A 15,412-nucleotide genomic window follows, 5' to 3' on the forward strand; every position below is an offset into this window, starting at 1 on the left:
TTTGAAAGCTAAGGGGGATTGTATGTTAATAATTTTTAAAATCTTATTAGCAATGAGTTCTACTTCGTTATTTACTGTAATTTATTTAATAAAATCCAAGTACCATGTCTTTAATTCTATCATTTTATCGTATACTGTATATTTTCTTACTGTAATTTTATTAGCATATCTAGCTTTATTATGTATGAATTTTTTAGAACGCAGTAGTTTGGCATCTCAATTATCCAATAAAAAGAATAGTTTAGAAGAAATAGAATTGGCTAATCATACTTTTTTACCAACATACTTAGGTTATTTTTTCATTGCATTGAGTATACCTGATAAAGAATGGTCAATATTTGTTGCTTTGTATTTAATTATGTTTATATTTGTTTATTTGTCTCAAAATAGTTATTTTAATCCTATATTTATTGTTTTTGGATATCAATTTTATTACGTTAAAACTTCTAGTGATGTTAAATTATTTTTAATATCTAAGAAACTGATGAAAAATCATAAGGTTTATAAATTTAATAATCTTAGAAAAATTAATGATTTTACATTTATGGATAAAGGGGATTTAGAATGAGTACATTAATGGTAAAAGCAAAATCTGGAGATGAATTTCTGAAAGTAATGACATTTGAGGCTAATGATGAACCTGTATTTCCAGAGTATAACTTGAATGATGTAATAGAATTTGATCCAAAATATAAATTAGAGGACGAAGAACATTATATGATTTCAGATTTTTCAAATAAAGAGTTTTGCTTAGACATATTAAGAGAGGATTTTAGTGATACAAATTTCAACTCAATACAGGACTTTAAGGATGTTAAACTTGATTTTATTTTCTGGGTCAAGGATATGGATTATTATTTTCAACGAGTAACATTTAAACAAGTAGTTAATAAGAAGTTTTTAAATTTAACTAGTAAAAAACTGGTTGATGAGGGTCCAGTTTTAGTTATTAAAGAAGAAGCAGATGCTTATTATGATAAAGAGAAAGATATATTGTATTTCAAAAATTTCAATGCTATTAAAGGAATATTCTCTGAAATCGAAGTTCTTTACAAAGAAGCAACGGATTTAGAAGTAGCCGTTTTTTTAAGCAAAGATTTTATTGAAGTAGTTGAGGGGTATTCAATAGACTCTGTAAAAGTAAGTAATAGAAAAAGAATATCTATGATAGAAAGTGTATTAAATGATTTATCAGAAGAAGATTTAAACTCAATATTAGAATATATACGTGAATATAATGATTTAATTTATGATCCAACGGTAAATAAATTTAAAATTAAATCAGATCAAGATTTAAAAAATTTATTATTTGGCATCGATCAAAGATATTATACTACAGTAGTAGGTCAAGAAAAGCGTGTAGCAAATTCGATTGCTAAAGTTTAATTTTAATCGCAAATTAGTAATCGTAGTTAAATCCGTAGTTATTGTTTTTAATGAGAAGCTAAAAACCCGTATAAACATTGGTATTACAACAAATGATGGCCATGCTTCTAGAAGCCCCGTCGTCTCCATACTGTGAAATGTACTGAATTTTACTGAGTGTCTATACTTTAGAGCAAGCGGATTTAGGCAAACTTCCAAAACAGACTGCTTTCTATAAAGAAAATATTGAGCCGATTATGCAAAAGGAATCAACTCGCGTATTTGTTATTATTTCAGATGCGTTACGATTAGTCCACTTGTTGCGAATATGCCAACCTATACACAGCTTGGTATGGCCTCGCTATAAGGTGTTGACGATTGCACAAAACGGAACAGTATTAGCAGATGATGAGCCAACAAATGGTTTAATGAACCGTATTAAAATTTTACAAAAGGCTGAGCCAGAAGCAATTGCCTTCCGATTTGATGATATTGCGTCTGGGTCACGTGCTACAGCTGATGAGCAGTTAAAAGGAAAACGTTTAGTTTATGTGTATCATGACGTGATTGACGCAGCTGGTGATTCTGTAAAATCAGAGCGAGGAACGTATGTGGCTGTTAAACGCGCGATGGATGATTTAGTGAAGCTTGTAGACTTACTTTCAAGGAGTAGCCAAGGATATAAATTCTAATATAGAAGTAATATTTGCAATTGTGAAAAGTAAAGATGTGGATAAAGATGCAACGTTAAAGTATGAATATTTAACAGATATGCAGTATCGTTTTTTTGAAGAAAAAAGTGCAAAAAACAATGAACCACCTCAGTCAGAATTAATTGGAAAAGACGGTCACGTTATTCATGGTCACTACAAAGACTATGATTTTATAGTACGTGCCTACAAATGGACAGGAAGTGTTTTTGAAGAAATCAAATTATATTCGTCTGAAGTGGAAATGAGTGTACTACTATATGAACATGGCCTCATTATAGAAGAACTTCCAAAAGAAGCAATGTATCATTTAAAAAAGCTAGAGTACTCTTTACGCTTAGCAAACAAAGATAAGTACAAAGAAAAAATCCCATATTTGATTGAAAAAATTAAGCGGGTAGGTGTGAAATAGTGTCGAAAAAGTTAAAAGAAATTTTATTCGGAATTAATCCAAATTTAGCTGAGTTAACGCAAGAAATAGAAAAGCTTCTTTTTATTTCACCACGTGCAGCGATGCAAACAACGCGAACGATGGCGGAAACATTAGTTCGTCAAGTTGCGCAATTGGAAGGGCTTGAGCATAGCGAGTTAACTTTCGGTGAATTACAAATGAAGTTAAAAAATGAAGGCATCATTACGCCAACAACGGATAATGCGATTCACTTTGTTCGTCGCCAAGGAAACACAGCAAGTCATGATGGCACGCGCAAAATGTTAATTCGAGAAGCATTAATTTGTTGGGAGTATCAGCATTTGATTTTGACATGGTTTATCGAAACATATGCATCACCAGATATTGAGGTGCCAGAGTATATTGAGCCGGTTCCTGAGAAAAGCGCGGCTGATAGTGAATATTTAATCGAACATATTGAAGCATTAATGCAGACGTTTGTGCAAAAACAGCCGATGCCAGAAAATGTTGTAACCGAACAAAAGGTTAGTCGCAGAATTTACTATAAAGATCAATTTGTTGAGATACCGGATTTTTTACGTGATGCATTTTTATTGCCACAGCGTTTCCCAAAATCCACAACATTTCTAATTCGTTTGAATGGCGAACAGCAAGCACGTATTATGAGTGAACTGCCATATCAATTAGACGGTATGCACCAGCATGTAAAGCGCTTTAAAGAAGCTAATGATGAGTGCTTTTTTGAAGAATTACGATTATTCGTTGAAGAAGAACAAAAACGTAAAATATTGATGGAGCAATATCGCGGGGAAGTCTTGTTATTTTACAAATCAGATTTTGTTATTTTAACAGAAGCATTAGGAAATGTTGCGTTAATGAAGGACAACTTTCCTGGCCAAACAAGCTTGCTAAACTCGTTACAAGAGCAAGGTTTCTTACATGTTAAGGATTTCCCGAAAGAGCTAGTGCTATTAGGCAAGTACCGCAATGTCGGCGAGACGGCATTAGCGAATTTATTTAATCAGCTGAAGGTGAAGGGATTGGAGTTTACAAAGGTTGAAATTTAACGTTAGTGAAGGATGAGAAATCTTAAATCATTATGAGCAACTGTCATTAGAGATTCGATCTGAAATCCTGTTAAAGCAAATTTGGGTACTTAATTTTGAAGAATAGAAAAATGATAGTTTAATATTTTTACTGGAGCGGCAATACTGTCATCTTGATGCATCAAGATGACAGTATTGCTGCTTTTGTTTTACAAATTATCCTTTGTTATTTTAAAAAATATGTTAAACACAAAGTAATTTATAAAAAGTTAGAATCTAAAATGAAAGTGCCTTTGGATTTAAGAGAATTAATTGCATTCGTCCAGATACACCACCCGAAGTTAAATAGATATAACCAAGCTCACATAGATAAGCAAGTGCCTTATTTTCTTGTCGTTGTACAAAAGGAAAGAGCTGGTCAATCGATTTTCATTTTTCTAGTTTACATAATATATATTATAGGAAGCTAACTTAAATATCGCTTTTCTGTCTCATTTTAGAAGAATACTACTAATAATGAGACGAAACAAAAATTTTAAGTCTTATATTCTTTGTCATCATTTCGATTCAATCAATTCCTGCATCATGAGTTCGGTTACATAATCCATAGCATGCTAGATGGAATGTCATCATATCGTTTAGTGTAGATGAATATATTTTGATCGATGCTTATGCTGGAAATATGTATGATAAGTTTCTAAATCATTTGTGTATATTTATTCAAAAATAATTCTATTAACCTCGCTTTATTTGTAACAATATTAGTCATCTTGAATAAAAACTCTTTTCGCTATCTTATGTCTACTGATCAACTACCACGTTTTCTGGAAAAAAACTATATTTTATTAGCTCTATTCCCTTATAATGAGTATCAGTGGAAATTTTAGTTAGTATTTAGGAGGTGTTCCATTTGGAGTCATCTAAGCATCTTTTAGAGGAAAAGGTTCTTCAGTTAGAATCTCAGATTAAAGAGTTGCAAGCTCGTGTTGAGGTATTGGAGAACAGCGATCCTGTGATTCAGCCGCTCCCGATCGAAACAAAAGAGGAAAAAGTGAGCACTACTTCCCCAACGCAAGCTACCCATCATCATAAAGAAGTAGCTCCTATCGATTGGGAAAAAGTACTATTTCAAATATGGCTGCCCCGAGTATTTATTTTTGTGTTTATTATCGGTGTTCTTTGGGGATTTAAAGCCGCTTCTGAATACGGATTAATGAATGAAACAGTCAAGGTAACGTTAGGCTTTATCATCTCTTCCCTTCTGTTGCTGATTGGTCAAAACCAAATGAAGAATAGCCGTGAAAAGCTAGGATATGTATTGCTGGGCGGTGCAGTGCCTTTATTGATGCTGACCACATTTGCCATGCATGTGCTATATAATATGGTAGGTCCTTCGCTTGCGTTTGTTTTGAATGTGGCATGGATTGTGATCGGTTTAATGTTAACTAAAAAACACCGTTCAGAAGTGTTGGGCTTTATTAGTATGGTCGGTGGTGTTCTCGTACCTTTCTTAATTGAAAGTGAAACGCCAAATATTTATGTCTTTTTAGGATATGAAACGCTTTTATATTTATTGTTTTTATTTCTAGCTGTTAAACTTCAGTTTAAAGTCATTTATTATGGTTCAACCATCTTATTAAATATCGCTTTATTTGTGTTCTATATTTCTAGTTATGTATTTACAGAAGACAAGTTTGCTATAGAGTATTATGTAGCATGCCCTATTTTGATTCAACATGGATTTTTACTTTATTTTTATATCAAGGAAAAAAAGCAGATCGATCAGCACGCGGGTATGTTGTTTGCTAGCTTGCTTGTAACATCCGCTTGGGTCTACTCCACTTTTTCTGAACATGGGGTTTCGTTATTTTTTGCATTGTTAGTTGTCATGTATGTTTTCTTATTTATCAAGTGGCAGCAAGATGTAAAGAAGCGCTCTATTTTTCTAACGAATGTTATCATAGCGATTACTTTCTTGATTTTGCATGCGGTAAATGAGGAGCTACAGATGAGTGTACTGCTGATTGAAGGTCTTGCGGCATATTATGTTTCTTTGAGGTATAGAAATTCTATCAGTAAAGGAATTGCGATCTTTATTTATGTCTTTACGGGCTTAATGTTGGTCGCAGGTGAAGTAATCACTACTCCTTTTTCCAATGAAACGATCAATTGGCTCATTTTCTTAACTACCTTTGTTTTAGGAATGAATATGACGTATTCGTTCCATTCAGCATCTAAAGAGCAAATCTTGAAATATGGCAGTGTCATTTTGACCATCTTGGTGCTTACTTTCTCTACCGAATTAACGATGGCTGTAGTGGAAGGCTGGGCGGATAACAAGCAACGACTAGCGGTGAATGTTGTTTGGATTGGCTTAGCCATCGTAGCAATAGTCATTGGTCTCAAGAATACATTCAATTATGCAAAATATATAGGTGTTTCTCTATTGATCTTGACATTGTTAAAAATGATCTTCTACGATATGCCATATATTCCACTAGCGATTCGAGCGGGTCTATTTATTGCATTAGGCTTTGTCGGTTTAGTCGTTTCAAGAACCTTTTATAAGAAGAAATAAACGAAAACATCCTGATATCTCTGTCAGGATGTTTTTCTTGACTTTAGACGTTGAATAGACGATTTGGATTGTTTCTCCTTTTGAATCATATAAAGTGCAATATAGCCCCAAATGACCGCGATCATGATATAGATAATGGTCGTTGTGCGACTGGAGAGTGCGGTATAACTGAATATCGTTCTAACATTTGTAAAAATAAGCATGCCGCTAACGATGACAGCTAACACCTTGGTTGGCAAACTTTTGACAACCCAAGCGGCGATTGGAGCAGCAATTACTCCACCAGCCATAATAGCTCCGGCCCATAACCAATTAATATTGGACGGTCCTAAAGAAATCATAAACCCGATGGTAGCGGATAAAGCGATGGCAAATTCACTCGTATTAACTGTTCCAATCACCTTGCGGGGAACCATTCCCTTTTGTGAAAGTAAAGCAGGAGTAGCAATCGGTCCCCATCCTCCCCCTCCACTTGCATCAAAGAACCCAGCAACAAAACCAAGGGGAACATAAAATCGATTGGAAAGCGCAGCATGCTCTTGTTTGCGAGCATCTTTCAGCCAGAGAAATCGTCCTAAAATATAAAGGCCTAAAAAGACTAAAAAAATCGATACATACAATCGTACATATTCTCCTGTTAAATGACTCAAAAAGGTTGCCCCGGAGAAAGCACCGATTGAACCAGGGATAATCAGTCGTTTAAGCAGATGTTTATCGACATTGCCGAATTTGATATGGGATGCCCCAGATGCCGCTGTCGTCACCACTTCCGCCATATGAACAGAAGCAGACGCAATGGCTGGGGCGATTCCTGCGGTAAGTAATAATGTGGTGGAAGTTAAACCATATCCCATGCCAAGTGCCCCATCGACAAGCTGTGCCACTAACCCAACGAGCATTAAAGTAATAAAGCGTTCCATTGCTGCTTCCCTCCATTTTCAGTAGTTGACGAATCTCTCGAATGATGAAAAGAGAGAACTTTCTCCTCTACTACGACAACCATTGTTTTCGATTTAATCTTTCTTTTGAATCTGCTTCTTGAATACGAACCGCCATAATATCTCGTAACAACGGATGATAGCCGAGATACTTACATAAATAAATGTGCTCTGCAGTTGGTAATGACTGAATTTCTTTTTCCATTGATTTCATTAAGATGCCGGTGAAAAGTAAATAAGGAAGCACCCATAATTGTGATCTTCTTTTGTGAGCTAGCCGTTTTAACTCCTTTGGAAATTTAGGCGTGGCGGCCGCTAAAAAACATATATTCACATCGTTTAACTTGGTTTTATGGCGAAATAATTGCACAATCCGTGTGAAATCAGCTTTTGTTTGTGGATCACTACTCCCACGACCAACAATAAGTATCGTCGCGTCTGATTGAATTGGAATCTGTTGTTCTTTCATGCGTTCGATTAAAATATCAACAATCGCTTCATGGACACCTAGTGGCTCTGCATAATGTACATGGATGTGTGGAAACCGAGAGTGGACTCTCGTTAGCTCCAATGGAATATCCTTTTTCGCATGCCCTGCTGCTAATAATAAAAAGGGGAAAACAATGATCTCCGTCGCTCCTTGTTCGACACAACGAGCAAACCCTTGTTCAATCGTCGGTTCAGCTAATTCTAAAAAGCAAGCTTCTTGTATCGGTACATCCATGAAGGGCTTCGATTGCTCAATGAAGGCAAGTGCCTCTTCTCTTCCCTTCTTTACTCGGCTTCCATGACAAACATAGAGAACGGCTTTCATTGAACTGCGCCTGAAGAGAGAGTGGTGTTTGGTTCGAATTCTTGAAACCATTGAATTTGCTCTCTTAACTTGACAACATCACCAATAATAATCATGCTTGGATTCGTCATTGCCGCTTTTTTTGCGACATCATGGATCGTACCAAGTGTACCCGTGACTGTTCGTTGCATCGCGGTCGTTCCCCAATGAATCAATGCAGCAGGTGTGTCAGCTGATTTGCCATTCGTCAGTAGTTTTTCTTGAATGTACGGTAAGTTTTTGACCCCCATATAAATCGCAAGCGTATCAATACCTTTAGCTAACGCGGCCCATTTTAGTTCGTCTTGTTTGCCTTCTTGGCGGTGGCCAGTCACAATCGCAAAAGAGGCACTATGATGGCGGTGAGTGACAGGGATTCCTGCATAAGCGGAAGCAGCAATACCTGATGTAATACCGGGAACAACTTCAAAAGTGATATGGTGTTTCGCTAAAAACTCAGCCTCTTCCCCACCTCTTCCAAAAACAAAAGGATCTCCCCCTTTTAACCGTGTCACTTTTTTCCCTTTTTTCGCATGCAGGACTAGTAAGTGATTGATGGTTTCTTGCTGCAAATGGTGATGATTCGGTAATTTCCCGCAAAAAATCAGTTCCGCTCCCTCTTTGGCATACTGCAACAGTTCTTCGTTGATTAAGCGATCGTATAAAATGACATCCGCTTCTTGAAGGGCTCGCAAACCTTTCACCGTAATCAAATCGGGATCTCCAGGACCCGCTCCTACTAGCCAAACTTTCCCCATGTTTGCCCCCTCCTATTTATTTAGAAAAAGCGGGAAGAACATACCCGCTGCTATTTCCAATTCGTTTTTTCTCAAATAACACGATTTCTTCATAATCGGGCAACGATAAAAAATATTTCTCTAGCTCGACATCCACTTGTTCAAAAGCTTGATGGTCATCTTTTGCCACCACGATAACAGGCATCGTTTTGCTTTCGCCGATAACTTCAAATCGATATAAATACAAAAGAGTCCCACCTTTCTATACGGAGGATTGAGCAGCAATCCATTGATCTAGTTGCTCTTGTAGATGCTCGGTTCCTGTCCGGTTGATGTAGTCATAAAATGTTTCCGCTGGTAATTTCGTTTCTTTAAAATACTCGAGAAATTGCTTTAATACTATCGGAAGATCATCTCCCGTTACTTTTCCTTTTAATTTTTGATTAAACACCCCATCATGGAGTAACGTTCCACCTATATTGATCTCAAATGCCTGAACCATTTGTTTGTCTTTGTTGCGCACCATAACTCCTTGTAAACCGATATCCGCAATTTGCCTTTGTCCACATGAGTTCGGACAGCCCACCATATGGATTCGAATAGGGACATCGATCTCCACCTCTTCATCAAGGAAAGCCGCAATTCGCTTCATTCTCTCTTTTGTTTCTGTCAAGGCAAGATTACAATATTCAATGCCTGTGCAGGACACAGAATAAGCGGTGAACTTTGGTGCATCGACACGAAGCCGCTCTAGAATAGGTTCGTTTAAAACCGCCTCCACAAACTCTGTTTTCACATTGGGAATCAGTAAGTTTTGAGAGCCGCACGTTCGAATCTCTCCATTGCCATATGTTTTCGCGATACGAGCAATATCTAATACTTCGTCTGCATGGAGACGTCCAACAGGAACATTCACTCCGATATAATGCAGGCCTGCTTGCTTTTGTGGCTTCACTCCATAAAAGTAGCCCGCATTCCATCCCTTCGTTAAATCTGTTCCTGCTTCGAGCAATGGTCCGGTGTATTCGAGTACCTTTTCTTTGAACTTCTCTACGCCCCAGTCTTCTACTAAGAATTTCAAGCGAGCGCGATGTCGTTTTTCCCGGTAACCGTAATCACGAAAAATGGTTGCAACAGCGATGGTTACTTTTAACACTTCTTCAGGCAAAATGAAGAGATCTAATTTTTGAGCAAGCTTGGGAGCAGACGATAGCCCCCCGCCTACTTTTAAATGAAAACCGATTTTCTTCTCGCCATTGATTTCTTTTTCTGCCGGCAGGAAGGCGACATCATTAATTTCAGCATTTCCAGCGTTGTAAACATTCGCATTTACCGACATTTTAAACTTACGAGGTAAATTGGAAAAGTCGCGGTTATTCGTGAAAAAGTCGTCTATTTCCTTAACGAGCGGCCGTGTATCATACACTTCATCAAGATCAATTCCAGCGAGAGCATTTCCGATGACGTTTCGCGGAACATCGCCGCAAGCATTCGTTGAGGATAATCCGACGCGCTCTAATCGTTCGAAAATGTCAGGGATTTGTTCAATCGTTAACCAATGAAACTGAATGGCTTGCCGTGTCGTAATATCAAATACATTTCGGCCGTAGTCTCTTGATATTTCCGCTAATGTAATCAATTGCTCATTTGTTAAAATGCCTGTAGGAACTTTTACCCGCATCATAAAATAGCCGGCTTCTTTCGGTCGCTGTAAGTAGAGTCCCGCCCATTTAAATCCGTCCCATTCTTCTTTTGGGATTGAGTCAAAGCCATTGGCTGCATAGTAAGGAATATCTTTAAAAATATCGAGACCATCCTTCACCAATTTCTTTTGCTCTTGTTTACTTAACTTTGGGTTTTCGGCCCAGTTTTTTTCATATGCCATCCTTGTTCCCCTCCTAAAGCCAGTTCTTCTTTTTAATAAATGCTACTAGCTGTGCCACACATTCATCGATGGTGTATTGGTCCGTTTCCAATATGAGTTCAGGTGTTTTCGGTGCCTCATAAGGGGAAGATATGCCAGTAAATTGTGGGATATCACCGTTCCGAGCTTTTTTATACAGTCCCTTTGGATCACGTGCTTCACACTCATCGATCGGACAGTTAACGAAGACTTCTACAAATTCATCTGTATTTAAAAGAGTACGAACGGTGTCTCGATCCTCTTGAAAAGGCGAAATAAAAGCCGTAAAGACAAGCTGACCGCTATCAACAAACAATTTGGCTACCTCTCCAATCCGACGAATATTTTCTTTGCGATCTTGATCTGAAAAGCCAAGATCTTGATTTAAGCCATGGCGAATATTATCTCCGTCTAATACATATGTTTGAGCTCCTAGCTCATATAGTTTTTGAGCTACTGCATTCGCAATGGTCGATTTTCCGGAACCGGAAAGACCGGTAAACCAAAACACGGCACTATGATGATTATTTTTTTGGCGGCGTTGCTCTTTTGTTAATGATTGATGATGCCAGACGATATTTTCCACTACCATTCCTCCTATTGAACCGTTTCTTTTGCTTTCAATCCGCGAATTAACACTTCGATCACTTCTTTACGGCTAAAGGTAGAAGGCGGCACTTCTCCTGCTCGCAGCATTTCCCGTACCTTTGTTCCGGAAAGAATGACATGATGTTCCTGATCATGCGGGCATGTTTTCGATGAAGCCATTCCTTCACATTTTGAGCAGTAGAAGCTATGTTCAAAGAAAAGTAAGGTGATTCCGATTTCTTCTTGTGTAAATTGGTCAAATATTTTTTGGGCATCATATGTCCCGTAATAATTTCCCACCCCTGCATGGTCACGACCAACAATAAAGTGCGTGCAGCCATAGTTTTTACGAACAATAGCATGGAATACCGCTTCTCTCGGTCCTGCATACCGCATCGCTGCTGGAAAGACAGCAAGCTGCACTCGGTTGGCTGGATAATAATCTTTCAGCAACACTTCATAGCTTTCCATTCGAACATCAGCTGGGATATCATCTGATTTCGTTTCCCCGACAAGCGGATTCAATAAAAGCCCATCCACGATTTCTAATGCTGTTTTCTGTATGTACTCGTGCGCACGATGTACAGGGTTTCTTGTTTGGAAGCCGACAATGTTCTTCCAGCCCTTTTCTTGAAACAATTGTCTTGTTTCGATGGGGTCAAAATAAAAGTCCGCGAATTGTGTTCGTTCGATCCGGCGAATAAGTTGAATGGGCCCGCCTAAGTAGACCGAACCGCGTTGTAATAGCTTCTGCACCCCTGGATGAGCGGCATCCGTCGTCTTATATACTTCTTGTGCTTCTTTTGGTTGATCCGGTCGATAGATATCCTCAATCGTTAGGACGCCATAAGCGATTCCTTTATATGTTAATAAAACTGGCTCACCCACTGAGTAATGAATCGCCTCCTCTTCATGTAGCGGAAGCGTGATAGGTAAACTCCAAATAGTTCCATCAGACAGTCTCATATTAGTTACTACGTTTTCATAATCCTTTTGAGTGAAGAAGCCTGTTAGCGGACTATATGCACCAGTAGCAATGAGCTCTAAATCACTTAAAGCTGTTTGATCAATTGAAATTTGTTTTTGAATCGTCGTGATATCGAAGTCTGGTTGATATAAATTAATTAATGTACCACCATGTGGAAGGATTGTAGACATGATGACAACCTCCTAGTTTATTATTCGTATCATATTACTCGGTTTTATAGATAAAAAAATTAGTCGCTGTGTAGACCGCATTCTGTTTTTCCAGAACCTGACCATCTCCCTGAACGTAAGTCTTCGATAGAAATCGCTGGTTTGGTACAAGGTTGACAACCAATGCTTGGATAGCCTTGATCATGAAGAGCGTGATAGTCAAGTTGATGCTTAGTGACGTAACGCCATACCTCTTTCCACGTCCAATGAATCAGTGGGCAAATCTTGATTTTTTTAAATTTATGGTCCTGGTTTACGTAATTCGTGTGCTTTCTCGTTTCAGATTGTTCTCGACGCAAGCCAGAAATCCACGCACTAGCCGGTTCAAGTGCTTCTGTTAAGGGAAGAATTTTTCTTAACTGGCAGCATGTATTCGGATCATGCTGCCAAAGGTCTTCTCCATATTTATTGGCTTGTTCTTCGATTGTCAGTGTAGGTTTCTGTAGGTGAATTTGCAAAGAAGGATACCGCTTTTTTACTTTGTCAATGATGTCATATGTTTCTTGAAAATGATAACCGGTATCGAGAAACACAATCGAAGCATTCGGCCGAATCGTTGAAATCAAGTCAATTAGGACAATCCCTTCAATCCCAAAGCTGCAAGCATACATGAGTCGATCATCATAATGATCATACGCCCACTGAAGAACTTCTTTTGCTCCCTTCGTATCGCTAGTAGAGGGAATGTCTGGTAGGGGATGTTGTTCCCATTGTTCATACGTGATCAAATAAAAAACCCACTTTCCATATAGGAATTAATAATAGTTTATATTTTATCAGAAAATTCTTTTAAGTCAATCATATTTTTCTGATAGGAATAATTAAAATATATGCATCTTCCCTCTTATATGTGAGGGACAAAATAGGATTCGTTCTTTTTTTGAAAAAAAAACAGTCGTTCATGGGGGATTGAACTTTGATCCTTATGGGTATATTAAGGGAAGGTATAAAAATACGGAAAGGGGGAATTTGATGGCATATAAACGTATTTGCGAGGATTGTCACGGGATAGGAAGAGTTCCTCTAATTCGAGGAATCTGTATGAAAAAAGTGTGCAAGCACTGCAACGGAACAGGAAATCAGTTTAGTTATCGGATACAAGACTGTAGAATTGGATGGGAGATCGGACAAGAATTGACTTTTAAATAAAGAGAGGTCATTTAAAGTGAAGGAACAGGATGTTATTTTATACAATGACAAAGAGTATCAAATTATTCGAATCGACCAGGCTGGCTATTGTGACATTAAACAAATCGCTCCTCCTCAACAAGTCGAACTCACCCATATGAAACATTTAAAAGATTGTCCAATTATTTTTCGAACATAAATGAACCAGACATCCCAAAGTCATTGGTTCTTTTTTTATGAAGTTAGCAGTTGTCTCTCCCTTTTACTGTTGTTAAATGGTATAATCAAAGGCGATTATGTATATATGGAGGACTGTGCACATTGATTACAGTACAAGACGTTAGCTTACGTTTCGGCGATAAAAAGCTGTTTGAAGACATTAATATTAAATTCACACCAGGCAATTGCTACGGATTAATCGGCGCAAATGGTGCGGGAAAATCCACTTTCTTGAAAATTTTATCAGGAGATCTTGAATCTCAAACCGGTCATGTGTCCATGGCACCAGGTGCTCGCATGGCTGTGTTAAAACAGAATCACTTCGAGTATGAAGAACATGAAGTGTTAAAAACCGTCATTATGGGCCACGCTCGCCTTTATGAAGTGATGCAGGAAAAAGATGCGATCTATATGAAAGAGGACTTCTCCGATGAAGATGGCATGAGAGCCGCTGAACTAGAAGGTGAATTTGCGGAATTAAATGGTTGGGAAGCGGAATCAGAAGCCGCGATTCTTTTAAAAGGTCTTGGTGTATCCGAAGACCTTCATACGAAGACAATGGCGGAGCTGACAGGTTCTGAAAAAGTGAAAGTATTGCTTGCTCAAGCCCTATTTGGTAAGCCGGATGTTTTATTACTAGATGAGCCGACGAACCACTTGGACATTCAAGCGATTCAATGGTTAGAAGAATTTTTGATCAACTTTGAGAATACCGTCATCGTTGTTTCCCATGACCGTCACTTCTTAAACAAAGTATGTACGCATATCGCTGACCTTGACTTTGGGAAGATCCAAATCTATGTCGGTAACTACGACTTCTGGTATGAGTCTAGCCAATTGGCGTTAAAATTAGCGCAAGATGCGAACAAGAAAAAAGAAGAAAAGATTAAAGATTTGCAAGCCTTTGTTGCTCGCTTTAGTGCGAATGCGTCTAAATCCAAGCAAGCGACATCTCGTAAAAAATTATTAGATAAAATTACACTAGATGATATTAAGCCTTCTTCTCGTAAATATCCTTACGTGCATTTTAAACCGGAGCGTGAAATCGGAAATGATCTCCTTCGTGTAGACAGCTTAACGAAAACGATTGATGGCGTGAAAGTGCTTGATAACATTAGCTTTATTATGAATAAAGATGATAAAGTCGCGCTCGTTGGTACAAACGAATTAGCGAAATCAACGTTGTTTAAAATTTTAGCTGGTGAAATGGAGCCAGACAGCGGGTCTTATAAATGGGGCGTCACAACAAGTCAGTCGTATTTCCCGAAAGATAACAGCGAATATTTTGAAGGATCTGAGCTGAACCTTGTTGAATGGTTACGTCAATATTCGCCTGAAGATGAAAGTGAAAGCTTCCTTCGTGGGTTCTTAGGACGTATGCTCTTCTCCGGTGAAGAAGCGCTGAAAAAAGCAAGCGTCTTATCTGGGGGCGAAAAAGTTCGCTGCATGCTGTCAAAAATGATGCTTTCTGGAGCGAACGTTCTTCTTCTAGATGAACCAACGAACCACTTAGACCTTGAATCGATTACGGCTGTCAATAACGGATTAGTCAACTTCAAAGGGTCAATGATCTTCGCTTCTCATGACCATCAGTTCATTCAAACGATCGCTAACCGCATCATGGACATTACACCAAGCGGTCTTGTTGATAAAGAAATGACATATGATGAGTATTTAGAAGATACGGAATTACAAAAGCAAGTGAAAGAAATGTATCAAGTAGCGAAATAAAACCGCTGGGGAGCCGATGATTAGGTCT

Annotated in this window: 16 protein-coding genes; 8 read left to right on the forward strand and 8 right to left on the reverse strand. The window is 38.1% G+C overall.

Going from position 1 to position 15,412, the window contains the following annotated elements:
* The first annotated feature begins 22 nt into the window (after window positions 1–22).
* The 6 genes from WDJ61_RS08670 to WDJ61_RS08695 all read left to right on the forward strand — a co-directional run bounded on the left by WDJ61_RS08670 (window position 23) and on the right by WDJ61_RS08695 (window position 6,111).
* Window positions 23–568 (forward strand): hypothetical protein, encoded by a 546-nt coding sequence (locus WDJ61_RS08670; protein WP_338754485.1) that lies wholly within the window; start codon window positions 23–25, stop codon window positions 566–568.
* Window positions 565–1,386, forward strand: coding sequence for a hypothetical protein (locus WDJ61_RS08675; protein ID WP_338754487.1), 822 nt, complete (start codon window positions 565–567; stop codon window positions 1,384–1,386). The genes WDJ61_RS08670 and WDJ61_RS08675 overlap by 4 nt, the downstream gene beginning before the upstream one ends.
* Before the next feature lie 236 nt (window positions 1,387–1,622).
* On the forward strand, window positions 1,623–2,057 hold the full coding sequence (locus tag WDJ61_RS08680) for a PglZ domain-containing protein (protein WP_338754488.1): 435 nt from the start codon (window positions 1,623–1,625) through the stop codon (window positions 2,055–2,057).
* 22 nt (window positions 2,058–2,079) lie between these two features.
* A complete protein-coding gene (locus WDJ61_RS08685; protein ID WP_338754489.1) occupies window positions 2,080–2,487 on the forward strand; it encodes a hypothetical protein in 408 nt (135 codons plus the stop codon).
* The gene (locus WDJ61_RS08690) at window positions 2,487–3,554 is read left to right on the forward strand and encodes a DUF4145 domain-containing protein (RefSeq protein WP_338754490.1); all 1,068 of its coding nucleotides are present in this window, start codon (window positions 2,487–2,489) and stop codon (window positions 3,552–3,554) included. Before WDJ61_RS08685 ends, WDJ61_RS08690 begins: the two co-directional genes overlap by 1 nt.
* 889 nt (window positions 3,555–4,443) lie before the next feature.
* Window positions 4,444–6,111 carry a DUF2339 domain-containing protein gene (locus WDJ61_RS08695; protein ID WP_338754492.1) on the forward strand — a complete coding sequence of 556 codons (1,668 nt, stop codon included), beginning with the start codon at window positions 4,444–4,446 and terminating at the stop codon, window positions 6,109–6,111.
* 23 nt (window positions 6,112–6,134) lie between these two features.
* Here the strand turns inward: WDJ61_RS08695 and WDJ61_RS08700 are convergent, their stop codons facing one another.
* The 8 genes from WDJ61_RS08700 to WDJ61_RS08735 all read right to left on the reverse strand — a co-directional run bounded on the left by WDJ61_RS08700 (window position 6,135) and on the right by WDJ61_RS08735 (window position 13,034).
* On the reverse strand, window positions 6,135–7,031 hold the full coding sequence (locus tag WDJ61_RS08700) for a sulfite exporter TauE/SafE family protein (RefSeq protein WP_338754494.1): 897 nt from the start codon (window positions 7,029–7,031) through the stop codon (window positions 6,135–6,137).
* 70 nt (window positions 7,032–7,101) lie between these two features.
* Window positions 7,102–7,863 carry a sirohydrochlorin chelatase gene (locus WDJ61_RS08705; RefSeq protein ID WP_338754495.1) on the reverse strand — a complete coding sequence of 254 codons (762 nt, stop codon included), beginning with the start codon at window positions 7,861–7,863 and terminating at the stop codon, window positions 7,102–7,104.
* Window positions 7,860–8,639, reverse strand: coding sequence for a uroporphyrinogen-III C-methyltransferase (gene cobA / locus WDJ61_RS08710; RefSeq protein WP_338754497.1), 780 nt, complete (start codon window positions 8,637–8,639; stop codon window positions 7,860–7,862). Before cobA ends, WDJ61_RS08705 begins: the two co-directional genes overlap by 4 nt.
* 16 nt (window positions 8,640–8,655) lie before the next feature.
* Window positions 8,656–8,865: a DUF3906 family protein gene (locus WDJ61_RS08715; protein ID WP_338754498.1), complete on the reverse strand. Its 210-nt coding sequence runs from the start codon at window positions 8,863–8,865 to the stop codon at window positions 8,656–8,658.
* A gap of 15 nt (window positions 8,866–8,880) precedes the next feature.
* Window positions 8,881–10,503: a nitrite/sulfite reductase gene (locus tag WDJ61_RS08720; RefSeq protein WP_338754499.1), complete on the reverse strand. Its 1,623-nt coding sequence runs from the start codon at window positions 10,501–10,503 to the stop codon at window positions 8,881–8,883.
* Window positions 10,504–10,516: 13 nt separating this feature from the next.
* Window positions 10,517–11,113: an adenylyl-sulfate kinase gene (gene cysC, locus WDJ61_RS08725; protein WP_338754501.1), complete on the reverse strand. Its 597-nt coding sequence runs from the start codon at window positions 11,111–11,113 to the stop codon at window positions 10,517–10,519.
* A gap of 5 nt (window positions 11,114–11,118) precedes the next feature.
* The gene (gene sat / locus WDJ61_RS08730; RefSeq protein WP_338754503.1) at window positions 11,119–12,267 is read right to left on the reverse strand and encodes a sulfate adenylyltransferase; all 1,149 of its coding nucleotides are present in this window, start codon (window positions 12,265–12,267) and stop codon (window positions 11,119–11,121) included.
* A gap of 59 nt (window positions 12,268–12,326) precedes the next feature.
* The gene (locus tag WDJ61_RS08735) at window positions 12,327–13,034 is read right to left on the reverse strand and encodes a phosphoadenylyl-sulfate reductase (RefSeq protein ID WP_338754505.1); all 708 of its coding nucleotides are present in this window, start codon (window positions 13,032–13,034) and stop codon (window positions 12,327–12,329) included.
* A gap of 437 nt (window positions 13,035–13,471) precedes the next feature.
* Here WDJ61_RS08735 and WDJ61_RS08740 point away from each other — a divergent pair, with 437 nt between their 5' ends.
* Window positions 13,472–13,633, forward strand: a complete 162-nt coding sequence (locus tag WDJ61_RS08740; RefSeq protein WP_338754507.1) for a hypothetical protein — start codon at window positions 13,472–13,474, stop codon at window positions 13,631–13,633.
* A gap of 122 nt (window positions 13,634–13,755) precedes the next feature.
* Window positions 13,756–15,384, forward strand: a complete 1,629-nt coding sequence (locus WDJ61_RS08745) for an ABC-F family ATP-binding cassette domain-containing protein (RefSeq protein ID WP_338754508.1) — start codon at window positions 13,756–13,758, stop codon at window positions 15,382–15,384.
* Window positions 15,385–15,412 lie beyond the last annotated feature (28 nt).

Origin of the sequence: Bacillus sp. FJAT-52991 (genome assembly GCF_037201805.1) — a bacterium.
GTDB classification, from domain to species: domain Bacteria; phylum Bacillota; class Bacilli; order Bacillales; family Domibacillaceae; genus Bacillus_CE; species Bacillus_CE kandeliae.